Source organism: Christiangramia pacifica (assembly GCF_057221535.1).
The window spans coordinates 3,223,430-3,247,250 of the sequence record NZ_CM170146.1; the positions used below are offsets into that span (position 1 = coordinate 3,223,430).

Annotated in this window: 13 protein-coding genes; 8 read left to right on the top strand and 5 right to left on the bottom strand. The window is 38.3% G+C overall.

Annotation, left to right across the window (positions count from 1 at the left end):
• Entirely contained in the window at window positions 1–1,161 is a 1,161-nt protein-coding gene (locus AC2S94_RS14850; protein ID WP_484629336.1) for a hypothetical protein, read from the top strand.
• Here the strand turns inward: AC2S94_RS14850 and AC2S94_RS14855 are convergent.
• From AC2S94_RS14855 to AC2S94_RS14865, 3 genes are all read right to left on the bottom strand, one after another.
• Window positions 1,158–3,203: an LTA synthase family protein gene (locus AC2S94_RS14855; protein WP_484629337.1), complete on the bottom strand. Its 2,046-nt coding sequence runs from the start codon at window positions 3,201–3,203 to the stop codon at window positions 1,158–1,160. The genes AC2S94_RS14850 and AC2S94_RS14855 overlap by 4 nt on opposite strands.
• A gap of 140 nt (window positions 3,204–3,343) precedes the next feature.
• The gene (locus AC2S94_RS14860; protein ID WP_484629338.1) at window positions 3,344–3,538 is read right to left on the bottom strand and encodes a helix-turn-helix transcriptional regulator; all 195 of its coding nucleotides are present in this window, start codon (window positions 3,536–3,538) and stop codon (window positions 3,344–3,346) included.
• The gene (locus tag AC2S94_RS14865; protein ID WP_484629339.1) at window positions 3,535–3,945 is read right to left on the bottom strand and encodes a hypothetical protein; all 411 of its coding nucleotides are present in this window, start codon (window positions 3,943–3,945) and stop codon (window positions 3,535–3,537) included. The genes AC2S94_RS14860 and AC2S94_RS14865 overlap by 4 nt, the downstream gene beginning before the upstream one ends.
• 263 nt (window positions 3,946–4,208) lie before the next feature.
• Here AC2S94_RS14865 and AC2S94_RS14870 point away from each other — a divergent pair, with 263 nt between their 5' ends.
• From AC2S94_RS14870 to AC2S94_RS14890, 5 genes are all read left to right on the top strand, one after another.
• Complete coding sequence (locus tag AC2S94_RS14870; RefSeq protein WP_484629340.1) at window positions 4,209–6,230, top strand: NHL repeat-containing protein; 2,022 nt, start codon at window positions 4,209–4,211, stop codon at window positions 6,228–6,230.
• A gap of 115 nt (window positions 6,231–6,345) precedes the next feature.
• Complete coding sequence (locus AC2S94_RS14875) at window positions 6,346–6,759, top strand: hypothetical protein (RefSeq protein ID WP_484629341.1); 414 nt, start codon at window positions 6,346–6,348, stop codon at window positions 6,757–6,759.
• A 134-nt stretch (window positions 6,760–6,893) separates the two neighbouring features.
• Window positions 6,894–7,976 carry an efflux RND transporter periplasmic adaptor subunit gene (locus AC2S94_RS14880; RefSeq protein WP_484629342.1) on the top strand — a complete coding sequence of 361 codons (1,083 nt, stop codon included), beginning with the start codon at window positions 6,894–6,896 and terminating at the stop codon, window positions 7,974–7,976.
• 19 nt (window positions 7,977–7,995) lie between these two features.
• Window positions 7,996–11,244, top strand: a complete 3,249-nt coding sequence (locus AC2S94_RS14885; RefSeq protein ID WP_484629343.1) for an efflux RND transporter permease subunit — start codon at window positions 7,996–7,998, stop codon at window positions 11,242–11,244.
• On the top strand, window positions 11,231–12,685 hold the full coding sequence (locus tag AC2S94_RS14890) for a TolC family protein (protein ID WP_484629344.1): 1,455 nt from the start codon (window positions 11,231–11,233) through the stop codon (window positions 12,683–12,685). Before AC2S94_RS14885 ends, AC2S94_RS14890 begins: the two co-directional genes overlap by 14 nt.
• A gap of 133 nt (window positions 12,686–12,818) precedes the next feature.
• Here AC2S94_RS14890 and AC2S94_RS14895 read toward each other — a convergent pair whose 3' ends face one another.
• Both AC2S94_RS14895 and AC2S94_RS14900 read right to left on the bottom strand, forming a co-directional pair.
• On the bottom strand, window positions 12,819–13,547 hold the full coding sequence (locus AC2S94_RS14895) for a LytR/AlgR family response regulator transcription factor (RefSeq protein ID WP_484629345.1): 729 nt from the start codon (window positions 13,545–13,547) through the stop codon (window positions 12,819–12,821).
• A complete protein-coding gene (locus AC2S94_RS14900) occupies window positions 13,548–14,606 on the bottom strand; it encodes a sensor histidine kinase (protein WP_484629346.1) in 1,059 nt (352 codons plus the stop codon).
• A gap of 189 nt (window positions 14,607–14,795) precedes the next feature.
• Here AC2S94_RS14900 and AC2S94_RS14905 point away from each other — a divergent pair, with 189 nt between their 5' ends.
• Both AC2S94_RS14905 and AC2S94_RS14910 read left to right on the top strand, forming a co-directional pair.
• Window positions 14,796–17,198, top strand: coding sequence for a TonB-dependent receptor (locus tag AC2S94_RS14905; protein WP_484629347.1), 2,403 nt, complete (start codon window positions 14,796–14,798; stop codon window positions 17,196–17,198).
• 151 nt (window positions 17,199–17,349) lie between these two features.
• Complete coding sequence (locus AC2S94_RS14910; protein ID WP_484629348.1) at window positions 17,350–23,820, top strand: alpha-2-macroglobulin family protein; 6,471 nt, start codon at window positions 17,350–17,352, stop codon at window positions 23,818–23,820.
• Window position 23,821 lies beyond the last annotated feature (1 nt).

The window sequence follows — 23,821 nt, forward strand, 5'->3', positions numbered from 1 at the left end:
ATGAGAAAACGTCTATTTTCTGGAATTTTAATCCTGATCATTGCGATTCCCCTAATTATGTGGATCATTTGGCTATTCAAGCCAAACACCAAACTGGTCATCGCTATCGTAGACAAAACCGTGCTTACCACCAAAGGTCAGGAACACATTTCGTTGAACTGGGTGTTGAATAATGAAAAATACACCAAGACTTCCTCAAAACCCTACAAGGTTGATAATGATTATTTCGGATTCTTTCCTGAAGATAACGAAAGGTTCAGGCTTAAGGGGCTTGAGCGATTTTCATACTCAAAACTAAGCCAGCTTAGCAATGATGCAGACCTCGCCTATTTTACTGACACCTACGGAATTTACAATAATGAATGGTTTCACCAGGGTGATGAAAAAGAAAGATCCGGGATTCTCTATGGAGGATTGAGCGATAAGGATATTCAACTGCTAAAGTTGATGAAAGAAAAACATAAACTCATTATTACAGAATTCAACACCATTGGCTCTCCGACTTCTTATGAAAATAGATTGCGTTTTGAAGAAATGTTCAGGCTGAAGTGGACTGGGTGGACAGCGAGATATTTTGATAATCTCAACCTGAGAGAAAATAAAGAGATTCCAAACTGGCTGGTTAGAAATTACAAAAAAGCACACAGAGGCGAATGGCCCTTTAAAAGCTCAGGGATTGCCTTTGTTAATAATAATGATGAAGTGGTGATCCTTGAAAAAGGAACACATCTTAATGTCGCTATGCCGCATATTGTTACGGAAAAAGTTTTTCAGGAAGCTTATTCTCTACCTGACAGTATTAAATATCCATTCTGGTTCGATATTGTTGTTCCTGATAAAAAGATCAATACGGCGGTATCGAATTTCAAAATAGACGCCAACGCAAAAGGAAAAGAAGAACTGGAAAAAAACGGTATTCCCTTAGATTTTCCTGCAGTGACCAGCCATACTAACGAAGATTATATTTTCTATTATTTCTCAGGCGATTTTGCCGATAACCCGGTTTCCATGCAAAGCTCTTATTTTGCCGGAATTGGATATTTTAAAGGCTTCTTTTATGATGAAAGAAATATTATGGAAAGAGGAAGCTTTTTCTGGAATTTTTACAAGCCGCTATTATCCACAATACTCGAAGATTATTCGGAAAAAAGGCTGAATTAATCCAGAATATATTTCCTGATAATGGAATCCGGTAGGATTTTTTTACCATTTACAATTTCAGAATTCCGCCTTCTAAACTGGTTGAAGGCATTTTTTAATTCATCTATTTTCCCCGGATCGTTCACAGATTCCTCCTTGAATTCACGATTGATTTTGTAAAGATTATTACCATTTAAATGATAATCACCCATGACAAAATCTATGAGATCGGTCTTGGTTTGCATCAAAGGTATCTGGTGAATATTCTGATAACTTCTTGTAGTATCCAGTCCTTTACCGACAAAACTATTGATTTCGGGAGCCTTCACATCATAGTTGTTTGCCAGAAATGAGATCATACTGGGTGCGATATCAAAATGAGAGGAAACAGATTCGATCTCGGCGCTTCTTTTCAGCATCGGAGAATAAATGATCAAAGGCACGTGATATCTATCGATCTTGGAAGCCATCGGTATTTCAGGAATTCGGTGATCTCCAGTGATCAGGAAAATAGTATTATCAAAATCTTCTTTCTGCTTATAAGATTCAATAAAATTCTTGATCGCATCATCTGCGAATAGAATACTTGTATACTGCTTTGAATAATTACGGTAGTTTTGCTTTTTCTCTTCACTAAATCCAAACTGAGTCATACGGTCTTCAAATTTCTGCGTATACTTTTCAGTTTCATCAATGATAAAGGGGCTGTGCGTACTAACGGTAAGTAAAACGTCCAGACGCGGTCTTTCGGTTTTTGAAATAGAATTTAGATAATACCGAAATAACTCTTTATCCCCATAACCCCAGGTGAATCCTGTAGCCGATGCCGGGATCTTTTTAAATCCCGAAGGAAAATCATTTTCATCATTCACACGATCAATTTTATTCTTCCTGAGATAATTGGCCATATTATCAAATTCAGAATTACCGCCATAATAGAATGAAGTTTGGTATCCGTTTTTCTTCAAAAGATTCAGCATTGAAATCTGGTCTGGCATATTATCTTCCATTTCCATAAATCCATTTTCTGAAAAGGGAAGGGAACCTAGCAATGATGGCAACACAGCAAAAGTACGACCACCGTTGCTCAGGAAATTGGGCCAGTATAAACTTTTAGTTGAAAGGGAATCCAGATATGGTGTGAAATTTCCAAGGTAAGCACCTCTGTTGGTAAAAGCACGCCCTAATCCCTCAACAAGGATAATTACCACATTCGGTTTTTTCTCACCAGTTTCGAAAAATGGCGATAATACATCAGACTTTAATTCTTTATGTAAAAATGGATATTCCGGATCATTCAAAAATTCTATTGGCTTTGTATCGACATATTCATTCAAGAAATCACCCAGGTAACTTTCAGCATAAATATCGGTTTCATAAAGCTCCGGATTCATGTAAGTATATGCTTCAGAATAGAAATGCTGGGATTTATTTTTTATAAGGCCTGTTTCAAAATCTGAACTCAAACTTTTTGCCGTTAGCCTGTTAGAAAGTCCGGAAATAATAAATCCTAAAGAAAATAAGATAAGGCTGAAAGAAAGCATTTTTCCCAATTCTATTCTTCGGGAAATAAAGATCATGGAAAGTATTAATCCTGTAAGAACCAATACAAAGATCAGGATTGGAGTAAGGCTCAAACTACCTGACGCACCAACCGTTTGCATTATTTCGTTTACAGAATACCCGAAAAGATCGCTACCTAGCATCAATAAGGTTGTATTATAATAGAAAACCAGTAAGAGCTGACCTAGGAAAAAAAGCAAGCTCAAAATGATGAATAAAAATCTGGCGAGCTTCGGAATAAGTAAATAAAAAATCAGGAAAATGAGGTAAACCGGGAAAAGCCAGCTGAAAAAGAATTTCAGATCTTCATAACTACTCCAAAGAAATAATTCGGCGTAACTATTATTTACTGTGTGATTCATTATTCCCAGGCCAACTTCTACTGCACTAAGAATAATTAGAAACAACAGGAAAATTAGGGCAAGCCCTACGTATTGTTCGGCTGAATTCTTTAGGTTATAGAACAATCCAGGCTTTGAAGTCTTGGTTTTGAAGGTCATGATTTTCAGATATGAGGCTTATCTCAATTCAATTAAGAATGAAGATGTACAAATGAATGAATTTTTTTGATTAATTGAAAAACAGAATTTTAAACCGTTAGCATTTAATGCAAAAAAAGCCGGAGATCATCCGGCTTGTATCATTCTTCATCTTCAAAAATTTCTTCGATCTTTAGCTTGAAAAGTTTCGAAAACCTGAAAGCCAATGGTAAACTGGGGTCAAATTTTCCTTTTTCGATCGCGTTTATGGTCTGTCTGGATACACCGGTTGCATCTGCCAATTGAGCTTGCGTCATATCATTTTCGGCACGCAATACTTTGAGTCTGTTTTTCATTTGTATCGAGAGTTTCCAATTATTATAGAGATCATGTAAGTTACCCCCACAAGTATGATCAGAAATGAAATTTCAGCATCCTGGGAAATTACATTTGTAGTATCAAGTAGTGAATAACTTATTCCACCTACAAGCATTGTTCCCAGCGCTATACCCATAGCATCCATCATGATCTTTCTCTGAAGTTCATCCTGAGTCATCAAGTATTTAATATTCGCCCTTATCATCCCTATACCCAATAGAGTGGTTATGATAATTGAAATGATGGAATACATGGTATCATTATCCCATAAATAGATGGAACCAAAAGTTGCCAGGGCAACTCCTAGAGTCCATAATCCGGTCCAGATCGCTAAATTCCTGGTCTGGTTTTTTCTCTCGCTTCGCATATTTGTTTTTGCATTCATAAGTAAAGTAGTATTGATTTATTGTAAAGTTTATTTTACAAATTTAATAGTTTTATTTAATATGTCAAGTTTTATTTACAAAAAGTCGCTATAACCTGATACTTATATTCTATTTATTTGTTATTCAGATTTTTAAATACAAAGCAAAACCTCGAAAAATACCTGGATTTAATTTTTGTTTTAACATAAGTTTCTGTTTTTCTTCACATCCATGCTTTTTTTACTGACGTAAGTATCAGCATATAAACCAATTAAATATGATTATGAAAACGTCAAATTTTAAGATTGCCCATATTGGCCTGGCCTTTATGTTTGCTCTATTTGTAACGTCCTGTTCAGATGACGATGACTTTATGGAAGATATGAATGATGATATGCCTCCAATGGCTACCTGTTCAGATGGAATGATGAACGGTGATGAAACTGGAGTAGATTGCGGAGGTTCATGTGCGCCCTGTGAAGTGGAAGCTGGGAGAAGAGCTGAGCTTTATGTTACCAATAATGAAAATGGAAATATTTCCCTTTATAGCGTTACCGGAGATTCGCTGGTAACCTTTAATACTTCTGCTACTGCTGCTGAAGGTATTTATTATGATGCTGCAAATGATGAGGTGGTTCAGGCCTCTAGATCTGATATGCGTCTGGATGCTTATTCTGATATCAGCACTTTTACGGAAGATACTGATGTAACTGCAGCTTACAGTAGTTCTGCAGATCTTGAAAGTCCGCGTGAGCTTGCAGTAAATGGTTCTACTTACGTGGTTTCGGATAATGGATCCAATAAATTCTATGTGTATACTTCAGATGGAAATGGTTTCACTTTAATGAATACGGTAGAAGTTCCATTTCCTGTTTGGGGAATTACTTTCAAAGGTGAAGATCTTTATGCAGTTGTAGATTCAAGCAGCGATCTTGCTGTATTTTATGATTTTGAAGCCAATGTAATGGATGGTGTGATGAATCCTTCTAAGAGAGTTACTATAGAAGGTATCGTTAGAACTCACGGTTTAACCTATGATGGGACGGATGACGTGATGATCATGACCGATATTGGAGATGCTGCAAATGGAACCGATGATGGAGCTTTCCACGTGATCGATGATTTTTCTACAAAGTTTGATGCTCTTTCAGACGGAGAAGTGCTAACTGTAGATATGCAAACCAGAGTTGCGGGACCATCAACCATGCTTGGTAATCCAATTGATGTTGCTTACGATTCAGAAGAAGATGCTGTATATATTTCAGAAATAGGAAATGGAAAAGTATTAGGGTTTACTGGAATTGGTGATGGTGGCGATCTTGCTCCTTCATTCAGTATGGATCTAACCTCCGCTTCATCTATTTATTTCTCTAGTGATGAAACCGATGGAAATACAGGAATGGCTTCTAGTAATATGATGACCGAACTGTATGTAACTAACAACTCAAACGGAAATATTAGCGTTTATGACGCGACTGGTGCGCTGATCAAATCTGTAATGACTGATGCGACCGCTGCCGAAGGTATTTATTATTCAGCTACTAATGATGCTGTAATCCAGGCTTCACGTTCTGGAATGATGCTGGAGTATTATTCAGGATTTTCTGGAGCTATGGATGGTGGAACTGTAAGTGCAGATTTTACCAGCGATGCTGAACTAATGAGCCCTAGAGAAATTGCGGTATATGGAAATATGGTAGTAGTTTCTGATAATGACATGCATATGTTCTATGTTTATTCTTATGACGGTTCTTCGTTTACACTTGAAAATACTTTAGATCCAGGATTTAATGTTTGGGGAATTACTTTTAAAGGGGATGATCTTATCGCTGTAGTAGATAACTCTAGTGATATTGCTGTTTTTAATGATTTCTTCGATAATAATATGGATGGAATGATCACCGCCGATAAAAGAATTACTATTGGCGGAATTGTAAGAACACACGGTATTGACTATAGCGAAGCAGATGACGTATTGGTATTAACCGATATTGGTGACGCTGCAGATGCAAATACCGATGGAGGATTCCAGGTTATTCAGAATTTCAGCATGAAACTGGATGCCGCTACAGATGGAGGAATGATCGCTCAGAGCGAACAAACTAGAGTAGCCGGATCTGCAACACTTTTAGGTAACCCTATTGATATTGCTTATGATCATAAAACCAAAACAGTATTCATTGCTGAAGTTGGTAACGGGAAAGTACTTGCCTTTGGAGATGTACTAAATCTTACTGGAAATGTAATGCCAGATCTAGAAAATGATCTTACAGCTGCATCTTCACTTTACCTGTATAATAATTAGACCATTCTAATATTAACCTGAAAAGCCCTGAGAATATCCTTAGGGCTTTTTTATTTTCTAATTTAACATTAGGAACTTGTGAGAATTAACATTGCAGAATACTTTTGCCCCCCGAATGAAAAATGCATTTGAAAAATATTTTCTTTCGTTAGTTTTCATCCTGATAAGTGGGTTTGCTCTTATTCATGCAAATTCATTTTTTGATGATCACTACAATTTTTGTGATGTACAGGAAATGCACATTACAAAATCTTCAAATGTAGATTTTCAACTGCACTCCTCCTCTTTGCCTAATTCAGGTTTCGAAAAAGCATTTATCGAGCTAACCGAAACTGAAGAGCTGGAATCCTTTTCCAAAGAAGCAAGGAAAAACATTCAATTTCATACTGGCAGTTTTTTAACTGTATTTTATTATGTTTTTGCCTGGGATGTAGATCTTGATGAAGGTCTGGCAACCTATGCAACTACAGATCCTTTTCGAACTACCCTTTGCAAGCGGTATATCCAGTTCGAAGTTTTCCGAATTTAGAATTAAAATATAAACATGCAGCTATGCATGTAATAGAACTGTTTTCGATTATCTATTGAAAACATATAGGCTTGCCGTATACTCATTTTGGCAGCCATTAAATTTTCCATTTTCAATAATAAATTCATTTAATTATGAAGAAGATTCCAATTTTCATTGGTCTAATTGCCGTGTTATTTAATGTCGGCTGTGATTCTCACAAAGAAGAAAAACACGAGGAAAGGATTTTTCAGGTTACGAATCCCGTGTACAAAGACACCTCAATCACAAAAGAATATCTAGCCCAGATCCATTCTGTTCGTCATATCGAATTAAGAGCTATGGAAAAAGGTTATTTGAAGGACATTTCTGTAGATGAAGGTGATTTTGTAAAAAAAGGACAGATGATGTTTCAGATCATGCCCAATATCTACCAGGCGGAACTTCAAAAGTCGAAAGCAGAAGCTGAAGCTGCTTCTATAGAATATGAAAACACAAAGCTTCTGGCAGATAGTGATGTGGTTTCTCCGAACGAACTTGCTCTTGCCAAAGCCAATTATGATAAGGCAAAAGCAGAAGTGAATTTAGCCCAGACACATTTAGGCTTTACCGGAATCCGCGCTCCTTTTGATGGGATTATGGATCATCTACATGTTCGTGAAGGCAGTATGCTGGAAGAAGGTGAACTGCTTACCACCCTTTCTGATAATAGTAAAATGTGGGTGTATTTCAATGTTCAGGAAGCTGAATATCTGGATTACATAATGGGTACAGACAGGGATAAGCAAAAAGAAGTAGAACTTTTACTTGCGAATAATAAGAAATTCAATCAGCCTGGAGTCGTAGAAACCATTGAAGGTGAATTTGATAATGAGACTGGAAACATTGCTTTCAGAGCCACATTTCCTAATCCCGATGGAATTCTACGTCACGGGGAAACCGGGAATATCCTGATGAAGATTCCTCTGGAACATGCCTTATTAATTCCGCAAAAAGCAACTTTCGAGATCCTGGACAAAAAATATGTTTTTGTGATCGATAAAAATAATGTTGTAAGACAGAAGGAGATCAAAGTTGGTTCAGAAATACAGCACCTGTTTGTAGTTGAAAAAGGCCTCAACCCGAAGGATAAAATTTTACTGGAAGGAATTCGTCTGGTGAAAGATGGAGAAAAGATAGATATCGATGTGATCGAGCCTGAAACGGTTCTGGCCAACCTGGCAATCTACGCCGAGTAAAACCCTAAATCTTTAGAAAATGTTTAAAAAGTTTATAAAAAGACCGGTACTCGCTATCGTCATCTCGGTGATGGTCGTATTTATAGGTACGCTGGCTATCAAGCAACTGCCTATATCGCAGTTCCCCCAGATTGCCCCAACCACCGTAAATATCTTTATCGCCTATCCCGGTTCCAGTGCAGATGTATTGGTAAAGTCTACCTTGATCCCGCTGGAAACTGCAATTAACGGTGTACAGGATATGCGTTATATCGCTTCTGATGCCACCAGTGCAGGTGAAGGAACGCTTAGAGTAATATTTGAACCTGGGGTGGATCCCAATGATGCCGTCGTCCGGGTAAAGACCCGGATAGACCAGGTTATGCCTTTGCTACCAGAATTGGTTCAGCGTGAAGGTGTGATCATCACCCCGGTTCAGCCCAGCATGTTGATGTATGTGAACCTGTATAGCAAAAATAAGGATACAGATGAAAAGTTCCTTTATAATTATGCCTACACCCGAATAGTTCCTGAAATTCAGAGGATCAACGGGATCGCCAACGCACAGATCCTGGGAAGTAGAAAATATGCCATGCGTGTCTGGCTGAAACCGGACAGGATGAGAGCTTACAATATTTCCGCGGAGGAGATCCTGGAAGCAATGGAAGATCAGAGTATTCTTGCGCGTCCCGGAAGAATTGGTAGAAGTTCCGGGAAAAAATCTCAAGCACTGGAATATGTGCTTACTTATCGCGATAGATTTAGCGAACCCGAAGAATATGAAGATATTATCATTGAGTCCAATAAAGAAGGGCAAACGGTTAGCCTAGGCGATGTCGCTGAAGTAGAATTGGGAAGCGAATTCTTTGATATTTATTCCAATCTTGATGGAAAGCCTTCTGCTTCTATTGTTTTAAAACAAACCTTCGGAAGCAATGGTAGTGATGTGATCAAGGATGTTAAGGAGAAACTGAAAGAATTAAAACAGGACCTTCCTCCGGGAGTAGATTACGAAATAAGTTATGACGTTTCTAATTTCCTGGATGCTTCTATTGAGCAGGTTTTACACACACTTAGAGATGCCTTTATTCTGGTTGCAATCGTGGTATTCCTGTTTTTGGGAGACTGGAGGTCAACCCTGATACCAATAATAGCAGTTCCCGTATCGCTTATCGGTGCCTTTTTCGTGATGCAACTGTTCGGACTTTCAATAAATCTTATCACGCTGTTCGCACTGGTTTTAGCAATTGGAATTGTGGTGGATGATGCGATTGTAGTTGTAGAAGCCGTGCATTTGAAAATGGAGGAAAAGAATCTGACTCCTTATAAAGCTGCCACCGAAGCTCTTGGTGAAATTGGAGGAGCAATACTTGCTATCACCATGGTCATGGTATCGGTATTTATCCCAATATCATTCATGTCTGGTCCGGTAGGTGTTTTCTACCGACAGTTTTCGATCACCATGGCCGGATCTATCGTGATTTCAGCAGTTGTCGCCCTGACGCTAACTCCAGTTTTATGTGCAATGTTGCTTAAAAACAACCACGGGAAACCAAGAAAGAAATCACCGGTTAACCGATTTATAGACTGGTTTAATAGAAAATTTGAAAAACTAACGGGTCGCTATGTCGGGTTTCTCAAGTATATCGTAAATCGTCGTTTGCTTACTTTTGGTTTACTACTGGCCTTCTGTGCCGGAATTTTTGTTACAAATAATGTATTGCCATCCGGCTTTATTCCGAATGAAGACCAGGGGATGATCTACGCGATTGTTCAAACTCCTCCCGGAGCTACTTTGGAGCGTACCAATGAAGTTGCCCAGAAACTTATGAAAATTAGTGAGGAAATTGAAGGAGTAGAATCTGTTTCTTCCCTTGCCGGATATGAGATCATGACCGAAGGTCGTGGATCCAACGCCGGTACCTGCCTTATCAATCTCAAACCCTGGAGAGAGCGACATCATTCAGTTCATGAAATTATGGAAGAACTGGAAGAAGAATCTAAAGATCTCGGAGCCGTTATCGAATTCTTTGAACCGCCGGCAGTTCCCGGTTTTGGTTCATCTGGTGGATTCTCTCTAAGATTATTAGACAAAACGAATTCTACCGATTATCAGGAATTTGAAAAGATCAATAATGATTTTCTGGAGGCCCTTGAGAAACGTGAAGAGTTAAGCGGTTTATTCACTTTTTTCGCGGCAAATTATCCGCAATATGAATTGCAGATCAACAATAAGGCTGCGATGCAAAAAGGAGTTTCTATTGGAAAAGCCATGGAAAACCTGAATATTCTTATTGGTAGTACCTATGAACAGGGATTCATTAAATATGGTAGATTTTTCAAAGTATATACTCAGGCAGCTCCCGAATACAGGGCGATGCCTTCAGATCTTGAAAAATTGTATGTAAAGAATGAAGAAGGTGAAATGGTGCCTTACTCCGCGTTCATGAAACTGGAGAAAAAGCTGGGACCTAATGAGATCACCAGGTATAATCTTTATAATTCTGCCGCCATACGAGGTTTACCGGCGAAAGGTTACACTAGTGCAGATGCCATAAACGCCATCAGGGAAGTTGCGAAAGAAAAGCTTCCTCGTGGTTATGATATCGCCTGGGAAGGTCTTTCATACGATGAGGCAAATCGAGGCAATGATGCCCTATATATTTTCATAATCGTACTCATCTTTGTCTACTTCGTTCTGGCCGCTCAATATGAAAGTTTCCTTTTACCATTAGCAGTTTTACTTTCACTACCTATTGGGATATTCGGTTCTTTTTTATTGCTGAAACTGATGGGGCTTTCCAATGACGTTTATGCCCAGATCGGTATGATCATGCTAATAGGCCTGTTAGGTAAAAACGCAGTTTTGATCGTAGAGTTCGCAGTCTTAAAACGCCGCGAAGGCGCTACCGTTCTTGATGCTGCAATTGAAGGGGCGAGAATGCGTTTCCGTCCTATCCTGATGACTTCTTTCGCATTTATCGCAGGTCTTATTCCTCTGGTGATCGCTACAGGCGCTGGCGCAATAGGAAACAGAACCATCGGTGGTTCGGCAATGGGTGGAATGCTATTGGGAACACTTTTCGGAGTTCTTATAATTCCTGGTCTCTATTACATCTTCGGAAAAATGGCCGATGGTAAGAGTCTTATTCGGGATGAATATGATGAGCCTATTTCTGAAGAATTTTTCAGAAATAATGAAGGTGAAGGTAGCATCAGAACTCGTTTGAGAAAGATGAACAAACAATTGAAAAAACTAATGAAAAGAAAAGACCATGAACAAGAATAAGCTTTTCAGATTTAGGAAAATTAGGAGCCTTCTAATTTCAGCCTTAGGAGCAATGATGCTTTATAGCTGTGTTCCTACGAGGGATATCAGGGATGAAAATTCAACGCTCCCGGAAAATTACAAAGATTTTCAGAAAAAGGATACTTTGAATACTGCGAATATCAATTGGAAAGAATTCTTTTCAGATCCACAACTGGTTGCCCTGATTGATACCGCCCTGGTAAACAACCAGGAATTGAATATCATGTTACAGCAGGTTTCTATGGCGAAAAATAAGATCCAGGCGAGAAAAGGAGAATATCTGCCTTCAGTGAATATTCAGGCTGCTGCCGAAGTTGAGAAAGTAGGTAGATATACAAGTCAGGGAGCTAATGATGCCAATACAGACATTAGGCCCGGGGAGGAATTTCCTGAGCCGCTTCCAAACTTTGCTGTAGGTGCCTTTGCCTCCTGGGAACTTGATGTCTGGAAAAAGCTGCGCAATGAGAAAAAAGCTGCAGTGATGGAGTATCTCGCCACCAGGGAAGGCCGTAATTTCATGATTACCAACCTTATTTCAGAAATAGCCGACTCCTACTACGAACTTCAGGCATTAGATAATCAATTAGCAATTATTGAACAAAACCTGGATTTGCAAACAAATGCTTTAAAAACAATTCGTATTCAGAAGCAGGCGGCTAGGGCAACCGAACTTGGTGTGAAAAGATTTGAAGCCGAAGTTTTAAAGAACCGCAGTGAGAAATTTTCCGTAGCCCAGGAAATCGTTGAGACCGAGAACAGGATCAATTTTCTGATCGGTAGAAGACCTCAGCACATTGAGAGGGCATCAGAAACTTTTATTGAAAAAAAATTGGATACCGTTTATTCCGGAGTTCCACCTCAGCTTCTTCAAAATAGGCCAGACATTAGAAAGGCAGAATTTGAACTGGCCGCAGCCAAACTGGATACCAAAGCAGCAAGGGCGAATTTTTATCCTTCGTTTGCGATCAGGGCCGGGGTTGGTCTCGAAGCTTTTAGCACAGAATTCCTAACCTCAACACCTGAGTCACTTTTGTATTCGCTTGCCGGTGATATGGTTGCTCCTTTGATAAATAGAAATGCGATCAAAGCGAAATATAATACCGCGAATGACAGGCAGCTACAGGCTATTTTCGATTATGAAAAAACCATTCTAAATGCTTTTATAGAAGTTGAAAATGGAATTTCAAAAATTGAAAACCTCCGAAAAAGTTATGAATTGAAGGAGGATCAGGTTGAGGCGCTAACCGAATCTATAGAACTTACTAATAAGCTCTTTAGATCTGCCAGGGCAGATTATCTCGAGGTTTTACTTACGCAAAGAGAATCTTTAGAAGCGAAAATGGAACTGGTTGAGACCAAGAAGGATCAACTTCTCGCTAGAGTGGCCATGTATCGTAATTTAGGTGGTGGATGGCAATAGTTGAATTTTAATTAGCTGATTAAAAAGGCCATTCATTCCGAATGGCCTTTCCTTTATTTTATTATATTAAATTCTCGATCACGACTCTATTATTCTTTGTTTATAGAGATCAATTTGAGAATTCCCTATTTCCTCAAAAGATCAATTTTTGGAGTTTTTCTTTATAACCTCTGCTCACCTTTACGTTTTCACCATTTTTCATGGTTAACTGGTAAGCTTTTCCATATTTATCTGCATGCTGGATTTGTGCAAGGTTAATAATAGCTGAACGATGTACCCGAAGAAATTTAGCAGGATTTAATTTTTCTTCCAGACCTGAAATACCATAATTTGAGAGAAAAACGCTATCCTTAACATAAATCTTTGAGTAATCGCCATAAGCCTGTATCCAGATAATATCTTCAATGGCAACGGTCACCAGTTTTTTATTATTCTGTACCAGGATACGTTCAGGGTAATTTTGAGATTCCATAATTATGCTGTTTGCCAATGGTGCCAAACCAGAGGAATCTTTTTCAGCCGGCAACTTATTCAGGGCAATCTTGAACCTCTCTTTGGTATAGGGTTTTAGCAAATAATCTATAGCATGGACTTCAAAAGCATTCAGGGCATATTTATCGTAAGCCGTGGAAAATATGATCTGCGGAATTTCCTCCAGACGTTGTAAAACTTCAAAACCGGTCATCCCTGGCATCTGAATATCCATAAATACCAGGTCTGGCTGAAATCTATTGATTTCCTTGACCGCATCCACTCCGTTATTGGCTTCAGCGACAATAATCAGCTCCGGAAAATCTTCCAGATATTCCCTGATCAGTTTCCTGCCGGCACTTTCATCGTCAATAATGGCTACTTTTTTCATTTAGATCGAAAAACTTATTCTGAATCCGCGTGGTTGGTTATGGCTCACATCCATTGTGGAATTATACATTTTCTGAAGTCTTTTCCTGGTATTGGTAAGCCCGACTCCAGAATTGAAGATAGAATTTATGTCCTCCACTCCCACTCCGTTATCCTCGATAATAAATTTCAATTTCTCGTTTTCCTTATAAATCTTAACGCTTACTGTTCCGCCGTCGATAAGGGACGAAAGCCCATGTTTGATACTGTTTTCTACCAACGGCTGCAGGATCATGGGAGGAACTTTTTCTTCAAGAATATTTTCCTCCACTTCAAATTCAACTTTTAATCTATCTTCAAAACGAGCTTTTTCAAGCGCCAGGTATTTTTTCACGAAAGAAATTTCTTCTTTTAAGGGAACGAGGTCTTCTTTGGTTGCCTGCAATTGATATCTGAACAGATCTGATAATTCTGCAATAAGATTTCTCGTTTTCTCATTTTCCGCCGGAAGAGATGCATTAATGGTATTGAAAACATTATAAAGAAAATGAGGATTTAGTTGGGCTTTGATCGCGCTAAGCTCACTTTTTAAGGCAGCCTGCCGGAGCTCCCCTTCCAACTTCAGCTTTTTCTGATTCTCTCTATAATGCTCATAGGCAAAAAGAAATCCAAATTGGATAAGAAGAAAAAGTCCGGGAATGTATAGGTCCCAAACCGAACCCGTTCCAGTTAAACGATTCCATCCAATGGCATCGCTGATAGCGTAATGGATATATCTGATCAAATAAAGTAAAGGGATCATTAGTATCGCTAATACTCCAATGCGCAGCCAGAGTTGTTTCTTCCGAAGAACTTTGAAGATCAGAAACCAGACTGGAATAGAAGCAAAAAAGAAAAGGGTGTATTGCATTCCAGCGGTTCCCCAATATTGGCGCAAACCGAGAAAGCCTAATTTTCCTTCGGTATAGAAAGCTCCGCGATTTGCGTAAAGAGTTACGTGGTATAGAAACGAAAATACCAGGTAGAATCCAAAAACGCCGAGTATTTCATAAAGTCTCCTTTTCCAGATTTTATCCTTCATTTCGAAATAGATTGAATACAAAACTAATATACTAGGTTTTGAGCTTAAATTTTAAAGAGAACAGACGAGTGGACCTATAAGGCGATAAATGGACCGTAGCCAACTCGTCTTTAATTTGGGACGGTTCAGCACTTTTTTATTCCATGAAAGGATTTGCTTCTGGAGTTTTGTATCAAACAATCAGAAACAATGAAAAACATCATTTACATTTTAATCCTTTCTTTTTCTATCGCGACAAGCGCACAAAACTTATCTATCCGTGGAAAGGTCATAGAAAAAGATCAAAATGCTCTGGTGGGAGCCACTATTTTACTCAACACGGTAAATAATGACACTTTGATCAAAGCTACCATTAGCGGTATAGATGGAGATTTTATGTTAGGTAATTTAAAACCTGGAAAGTACAGTCTACAGATCAGCAGTATGGGCTACGGAATTCAGCAAGAAACTATTCAGCTTGATGAAAATCTGGATATGGGAACGGTAATTTTAGCAGCTTCCGACGAGCACTTGGAAGAAGTTCTGGTAGAATTTGAAAAACCAATAGTTCAGGTTCTGGCAGACAAAACTGTTTTTAGCGTAGCGAATACTCTTGGAACCACGGGATCTTCGGCTTACGAATTGATGAGAAAGGCTCCTGGAGTGATTTTGGACAATTCAGGAAATATCATTGTAGAAGGAAAAAGCGGTGTTCAGATTTATATTGATGGTAAACCTTCTGTGCTTCGTGGAGATGACCTGGGTAGCTACCTGAAAGGTATTCAGGCAGAAGACATTGAATCTATTGAGATCATTACGCAGCCTTCCTCAAAATATGATGCTGCCGGGAATGCCGGAATTATCAATATAGTCTTCAAAAAAAATAAAAGTTTTGGCACCAACGGAAATATCAATTCCAGCGTCACCTTTGGTGATTATGCCAGAACAAATAATGGCGTAAGCTTTAATAACCGGAATAAGAACCATAATCTCTACGGCAGCTATAGCAACAGGTTTGGGAAAAGTACTAATTTCCTGTTCTTAGATCGCCGGCAGAACGACGTACGATATGATGCAAAAACTTATTCTATATTCGATAATAATTCCAATAATTTCCGCCTGGGATACGATTGGTTCGCTTCAAATAAAAGTACTCTTGGAGTGATCGCTCAGGCCAACTTCAATAATTTATTTGCTGAAAACGATTCCCATACTCCAATAAAACCCATTGGTTCTGCAATTGCTGACAGTATTCTGGTCGCAAATAATAACTCACAAAGCATTTCCTCCAATATCAATACCAATTTGAATTACAGGTACGTGGATTCACTTGGAAGAAGTCTGAACATAGACCTGGATTACGGTATTTACAATCGTGAAGGGAATGCTTACCAGCCAAACGTATATTATTCGCCTGATGAAAGAATTATCCTGAATCAAAATATCACCAGGCAAATCACTCCAACCGACATCAGGATCTGGACCGCAAAAAGTGACTATGAATCGAATTTACTTGAAGGCAAGCTTTCAATCGGTTTTAAGGTTTCAAATGTGCTCACCGATAATGATTTTCAGTTCTATGGTATTGAGAACGATTCTGAAATTCTAAACACTGAAAGAAGTAACAAATTCGAATACCAGGAAAAAATAAATGCCGGTTACCTCAATTTCAATCGGAATTGGGAAAAATGGAGTTTTCAGGCTGGTTTACGGGTTGAACAGACGATATCAGAAGGAGATCTCACCAGCGCTATGCCAGAGCAAAATCAGCAGGTAAAAAGAAATTATACCGATTTTTTTCCCAGTGGAGGTTTAACCCTTCAATTGAATCGCATTAACCAGTTCGCTCTGAGTTACAGTAGGAGAATTGAGAGGCCAAATTATCAATCTCTAAATCCTTTTGAATACAAGATCGATGAGTTATCATATAGTCGCGGAAACCCTTTTCTTCAACCTCAATATACCGATAATCTTAAACTAAGCCATACTTACAAGTACAAGTTTACCACTTCTCTATCTTACAGTTATGTTTCAGATTTCTTTGCGCAGATCACAGAAGCTGAAGGAGATCAACGAAATTACCTTATGCAGCGAAATATCGCCAATCAAAAAATATGGAATCTGGGAATTTCCTGGCCATTCAAAGTCAATAATTGGTGGAATGTTTACCTGAGCATGAATGCGTACACCAGTGAATATGAATCTGAAAATCCCGGATTTCAACCAATTAGCCAGGAAACTTTTAGTTTTTATGGACAAAACAATATTGATCTTCCTGCTAGTATTCAGATGGAGGTTAGCGGATGGTTCAGCTCACCTTCGGTTTGGGGTGGGACTTACCGTACCAATTCCCTAGGTTCCCTTAATCTTGCCTTTCAGAAAAAATTTCTCAATGATGCTCTCACGGCAAAAGTAGCCTTCAATGATATTTTATATACTAGCCCGTGGAGCGGTGATACCCAATTTGATAACTTATATATCGAAGGCAGCGGAGGTTCAGACTCCAGAACAATAGCTTTCAGTTTGAGTTATAATTTTGGTAGCCAGGAGATCAAAAAAGCCAGGAACAGGCAAACCGGCCTGGAAGAAGAAAGCGAAAGAACTGGAAACTAAACAATTGCGTAAAATTTTGAAATTTATCAAAAGAAAAGCCTGTTGAAATTCAGCAGGCTTTTTAGGTTTTACTGGCAGAAATTGCTTAAGCCAGTAGCGGTTTGAGATTAATTTTCATAAATTCAGTATTTTCAATTCAACTCAAAACTACATGAAAAAGCTCATTTCAGGAGTTCTTCTCCTGTTCGCTATATTCGTTTCTGCTCAAAACCCAGATTATTCAGAAAAATGGGAAGCTATTGATTCCCTCGAGATCAACGGGAAAATCTCTTCTGCAGATGAATTAGCGCAGGAACTTATTTCTAATTCACTTAAGCAAAAGGATTACCTCAATTATATTAAAGGGAAGATTTATCATTATAAGTTTTACCAGCAAAATCATGAAGATTCAAATAATTACATCTTGAGTGATCTTAACGATATCCTGGAATTAATACCGACACCTTACAATAATATCCTTAACAGTTATAAAGCCGAATTTCTTCAGGACCATTACCGAAGAAACAGGTATGATTTAAGGGGTCGAAGCCAGGTAGATAAGCCTGATAAAAATGACATTGAAACCTGGGCCGCCCAAACATTTAAGGATAGTATTTTAACTGCTTATGATCGTTCCTTAAGAAATCCTGATAAACTGGAAGAAATTCCTGTGGAGAATGTGGAAAAATTACTGAAGATCATTCCTTTTGAGCGGCAATGGAGACCCAGCCTTTTTGATCTTCTCGCGGGAAGGGCCATTGATTTTTATCAGGACAGTTCAATTTTTACTTCAGAATTTGAAAATTCTATCAATAGCTCGTGGTTTGATGATAATTTGCTTGGAAATACTGAAAAATTTATCAAAGTAGATGTTCCTGAAAAACACCTATCAAAATTCGAGGCTTTAAAAATTTTCCAGGAACTTGAAAAAATACATTCAAAAAATGATAATGCCCTGCCCCAGATCTATTGGCTGATACAAAGGCTTAAGTTCGTTGAGCAGAATTTTGAAATCCAGGATAGCTCAGATCGATATTTTAATACCTTAATCGCACTTGACCAAAATTCGAAAAATGATGATCTGAGCTCATTCATCAAATATGAAATAGCATACTATTATTATCAGCAGGCCAGTGAAAATGAGGAAAACAAAGATGATACTGATTTTCTAGTAAAGTCTGTAGAGCTTTTAAATACTATTATTGAGAATTACCCAAATAGTTCTATTTCACAAAATGCGAGGAGATTAAGAACAACGATCACCAATCCAACATTAAATTCCAAGGTTCAGGCGTATTTAGCAGTAGATGAACCCGGAAGAGCTTTTCTCTCTTATAAAAACGTGGATAGTATTTATAAAAAGATCATTAAAGTACCGATGGATGTCCTAAAAAATACCAACTACAATCAAAGGGATTCCCTGGTCAAAGCCATAGCGAAAAGACATAAGGATAGCTCATTTATTAAGCTTCCCGGTGAGAAAAATTACAAAACGCACACTACCGAAATTATTTTAGAGCCCAAACCGGCTGGTAATTACCTGGTTTATCTGTATGACAATAAAAGTCATAACAATTACGGATTCTATCAGGTTTCAGATCTAAGTGTTTCAGAAACTTATTTTGACCAGGAAAGCATCTTGCATGTTAAAGATCGTACCACCGGTAAGCCGATAGAGAATGTAAAAATTTTAAGCTTTAATAAAAATGGGGCAAGGCTATGGGGGAAAACAGACGGAAAGGGAGAATTTACCTATAAGAACAGAAGTTCCTATAATTATTACGATCAGTTTATTTTTGCCAAAGGTCAGGACTCCCTGAAATCAAGCTATTCGCATAATCGTTATTCGAAATTTTCAACTAAACGACCTCCGGAGGCCAAAACTCTTTTCTTTCTGGACAGGGCAATTTACAGGCCGGGGCAAACGGTTTATTTTAAAGGAGTTCTTCTTCAATATGAAAATGATAGTACTTCAACGGTTCCCCATGAATATATACCAGTTTATGTAGACGATCCTAATGGAAAGGAAATTCTGGAATTACGATTTAAAACCAACGAATATGGTTCTTTCAATGGCAGTTTTACAATTCCTGATAATGGAATTACCGGTGAATTCAGTATTTATTCTGAAGAAGAAATGGATTCAGAAACAAAGTTCTGGAAAAAAATATGGAATGATGGTGAGTATTATGAAACCTATACAACTTTCAGTGTTGAAGAATATAAGAGACCGAGTTTTGAAGTAGCCTTTGATACTATAAAGCAAAGTTTCAAATTGAATGAAAACGTTACCATTTCGGGTAATTTGGAATCCTTCATGGGAGCACCCATTTCTAATGCTAATGTGACCTACGAGATCAAAAGGGAAAAATATATTAATTCCTGGTGGCGCAGGTATTATTCTGAAGAGGTCATCATCGCTAAAGATTCTGTAAAAGCCGATGAGAACGGAAATTTTGAAATTAGTTTTCTTGCTCAGGTAGAAAAAGGAGAACTGGAAGACCAGGATCTTATTTATAAATATTCCGTCAATGCGAGCGTGACTGATATTTCCGGAGAAACAAGAAATGGAGAAACAGAACTGAAAATTGGGAATAATAACCTGATTGCAGAACTTGAAATTCAGGAAAATGTGGCGCCAGTAGATACTTTAAAAATTTCCCTCGTTACTACTAACCTCAACGATAACCAAGTTCCCGTAAGTGGTAATCTGAAGATCTTCAAATTGAAATCTCAGGAGAAATTTACGAAAAACAGGATATGGGAAGCTCCGGAATTCAATTTGATCACGGAAAAAGAGTTCAGGAAATTATTTCCGTTGGAACCCTATGAGGATATCGTAGAAATTCAGGATCTGCCTAAAGGCAAACTTCTATATGTCACAGAATTTAAATCTGACGGCACTTTTGAAGACCTTGTAAAGCTTGGTGCTGAATGGGACGAAGGTAGGTACCTCGTTGAAGTTTCAACACGAACTGATACTAATTCTTCGGAATTAAAAAAGACCTTTCGGGTAATAGATCCAGAAGAGAAATACCTGTCGGATAATCAACAATTACTGATTAGCGTTACGAATGAAGATCCGCGAGAGGATGGATTTGCTAAAGTCAATTTGCAGACCTCTTATAAAGATCTGGAGTTGAGCCTAATGGCGTATGATGAAAATAACACGCTGTATCATGAGCTTTTAAGCATAGACGGGAATAAAACAGTGAAAATTCCGGTTGAGAATGTGAAGAACCGGGAGATCATGATCATGGCAAGTGGAATTCGAAATAACGAGTCAATCGAAGCTCAAAAGTCGGTTTCATTATCAAAGGAGAGCAAAAATATAAATATCACTACCAGCACTTTTAGAAATAAAATTCAGTCAGGACTTGAAGAAACCTGGAGTTTCAGCATCAGCGATGAGAACAATGAAGTTCCGGATACCGAGATTCTTGCATCGATGTATGACGCATCGCTGGATCAATTTAAAGTAGCAAATTGGGAAACAGACCCCGGATACAGGGATCGATGGCTTAATTATCCGAGACATCGTAATGCGACAGTCGGCCAGATAAACAACCTGAATAATAATTTTCCTTACATCTGGAAATATCGGCCTTCCAAAATGGCATTTGATGACCTATCAACTTTTGGTTTTCGTTTTGGTGTCGTAAACGATTATTCCTACAGAAGATATCTGAATGATAAGAAAAATAAGAATAACAGTACTATAACTGGAAATATACAGGGAATTGTAACAGATACCGATGGTTTACCACTGCCCGGAGTGAATGTGATTATTAAAGGAACCAATACCGGTACAGAGACCAATTTCGATGGTAAATTTGGTATCGACGCGAAGAAAAATGATATACTGGTCTTCAATTATGTGGGTTTTGTGACCACAGAATATTTAGTTCAGGAAAAAGCAACTATTTATATTTCGCTGGAAGAAGATTCATCAAACCTCGATGAGGTTATTGTAACTGAACTTGGAATTTCTAGGGAGAAAAATTCTCTCGGTTACGCAACTCAGGAAGTAGCTGAAGAATCGATGGCGCTAACCTCATTACAGGGAAAAGTTAGTGGAATTGAATTAAAGCAGGATACAGGCAGTGCAACTATTAAGATTCGCGGCTATTCCAGTACCGGTACTGGATCTGAAAATGCCTTGTTCGTCGTAGATGGAAAAATTGTGGAAAACCTAAGTATTTCCGAGGATGAAATCACCAATATTACAGTTTTGAGCAAAGATGAAGCGATGGCTCTTTACGGTTCGCAAGCAGCAAATGGTGCTGTGATCATCTCAACAAAAAAGGGTATGCAGGATCTCGAGAATGTGGAAGCCAGAAAAAATCTTCAGGAAACAGCTTTCTTTTATCCTGATCTACGAATTGATGAAGACGGAAAGTTGCAATTCAGCTTTACAACTCCGGAAGCGCTTACCAGTTGGAAATTACGCCTATTGGCCCATACAAAAGAATGGACTACCAAAAAAATCGAAAAGACGGTTAGAACTCAAAAAGATCTCAATGTAATCCCTAATCCACCCAGATTTTTGAGAGAAGGCGATAGTATTATTTTTAAAGCAAAAATCAGTAATTTATCTGAAGAGACATTAAGTGGAAATGCCGTTCTGAAACTATTCAACGCTGTGACCATGCAACCAGTTGACGCAGCGCTTGGAAACAACGAAAGTATAAAGTCTTTCAATATTGTTAATTCTAAGAGCGATGTTGTCTCCTGGAAATTGCATATTCCAGATACGATACCAGCTATAACTTACAGAGTTCTGGCTAGATCGGGAGATTTTTCAGATGGTGAAGAGAATTTACTCCCAGTACTTAAAAACAGGATGCTAGTTAAAGAAAGTATTCCACTTTTTGTAAGAGCAGGAGAAACCGATACGTACGATTTTGAGTCTTTAAAGAATAATACCTCAGAGACACTTCAAAATCACAAATTCAGCCTGGAGTATACTGCTAACCCGGCATGGTACGCCATCCAGAGTCTACCATATTTGATGGAATATGAGCATGATTGTTCAGAACAGGTATTTTCGAAGATCTTTGCGAATGCCATTGGAAATAAAATTGTCACTTCTCAGCCAGAGATTGCAGAGGTTTTTAATGCCTGGAAAAAGGATAGTTCATTGGTGAGCAGCCTTGAGAAAAATGAAGACCTAAAATCTATCCTGCTTGCTGAAACACCATGGGTGATGGATGCTGAATCTGAAGGTCTTCAGAAAAAAAGGGTCGCTGAACTTTTTGATACTGCCAAAATTCAGGAAGGAATTAATAACAACCTGCGCAAGCTGCAATTGATGCAGAATTCTTCCGGAGCCTTTCCATGGTTTTCCGGAGGTTTAGACAGCTATTATATCACGCGACATATCGTTTCTGGTTTTGCCCAACTGGAAAAGCTGGAAATAAACGTTGATGCGCGAAGAATACTTAGTAATGCAATTAAATTTCTCGACGCTGAATTTCTTAAAATGGAAAAGCAAAGTAGAATAAGAGAAAATAAATCATTTTATGAAAGCTACTGGGCGCTGCAATATTTAGAAGCTCGAAGACATTATATTAATGATTTTCCACTTTCTCCGGAACTAAAAAATATTACCATAAAAATCGTTCAGGCTCAAAAAGAGAACTGGCTTCAACAAAGCCTTTTTAACAAAGCTATTTTAGCGATGGTTCTGCATGATTTTGATGAAAAAGAAGTAGCTGAAAAAATTCTAATTTCACTAAAAGAAACGGCTGTAAATTCTGAGGATTATGGAATGTACTGGAAAGAGAATGAAGCTAGCTGGTATCATAGTAGGACAACAGTTGAAACACAGGCAAAGATCATTGAAGCTTTCAGTAAGGTGACTAATGACAGGGAAGCTATTGAAGAAATGAAAATTTGGCTTATCCAGAATAAAAGGACTAATCACTGGTCTACCACAAAATCTACAACTGCAGCGAGCTATGCCTTGCTTATGGAAGGAGGAAACTGGTTGAGCGTTTCAGATAGTACTATTATTAAAATTGGAGGTAAAAAAATTAGCGAAGAAAAGCTTTCAGAAACCGAAGAAGAGGCTGGCACAGGATATTTCAAATTAAATTGGAATGCTGATGAGATCACCAAAGATTTCGGAACCATTGAGATTGAAAATAATAATTCAAGTCCAGGTTACGGAGGTGCTTACTGGCAATACTTTGAAGACCTGGATAAAATTGATGATTTTAGTTCTGGACCATTGAATATCGAAAAGGAACTTTATCTGAACAAAGCCGATAATAAATTGCAACAAATTACCTCAGAAACCCCGATCAAACTCGGCGATCTGGTCACGGTACGTCTTGTAGTTAGAGCAGGTGCAGACATGGATTTTGTGCATTTAAAAGATATGCGGGCCAGCGGATTTGAGCCTACAGATGTGCTGTCTAAATACAAATATCAGGATGGAACTTCTTATTATCAAAGTACTCGCGATGCAGCGACGCACTTCTTCTTTGATTCGCTGGCGAAAGGAACTTACATACTGGAATATACGGTAAGAGCTAATAATGCCGGTAAATTTTCAAATGGAATCACCAATATTGAAAGTATGTATGCCCCTGAATTTTCCAGTCATACGCAGGGAATTCGTGTAGAGATAAAGGATTAAA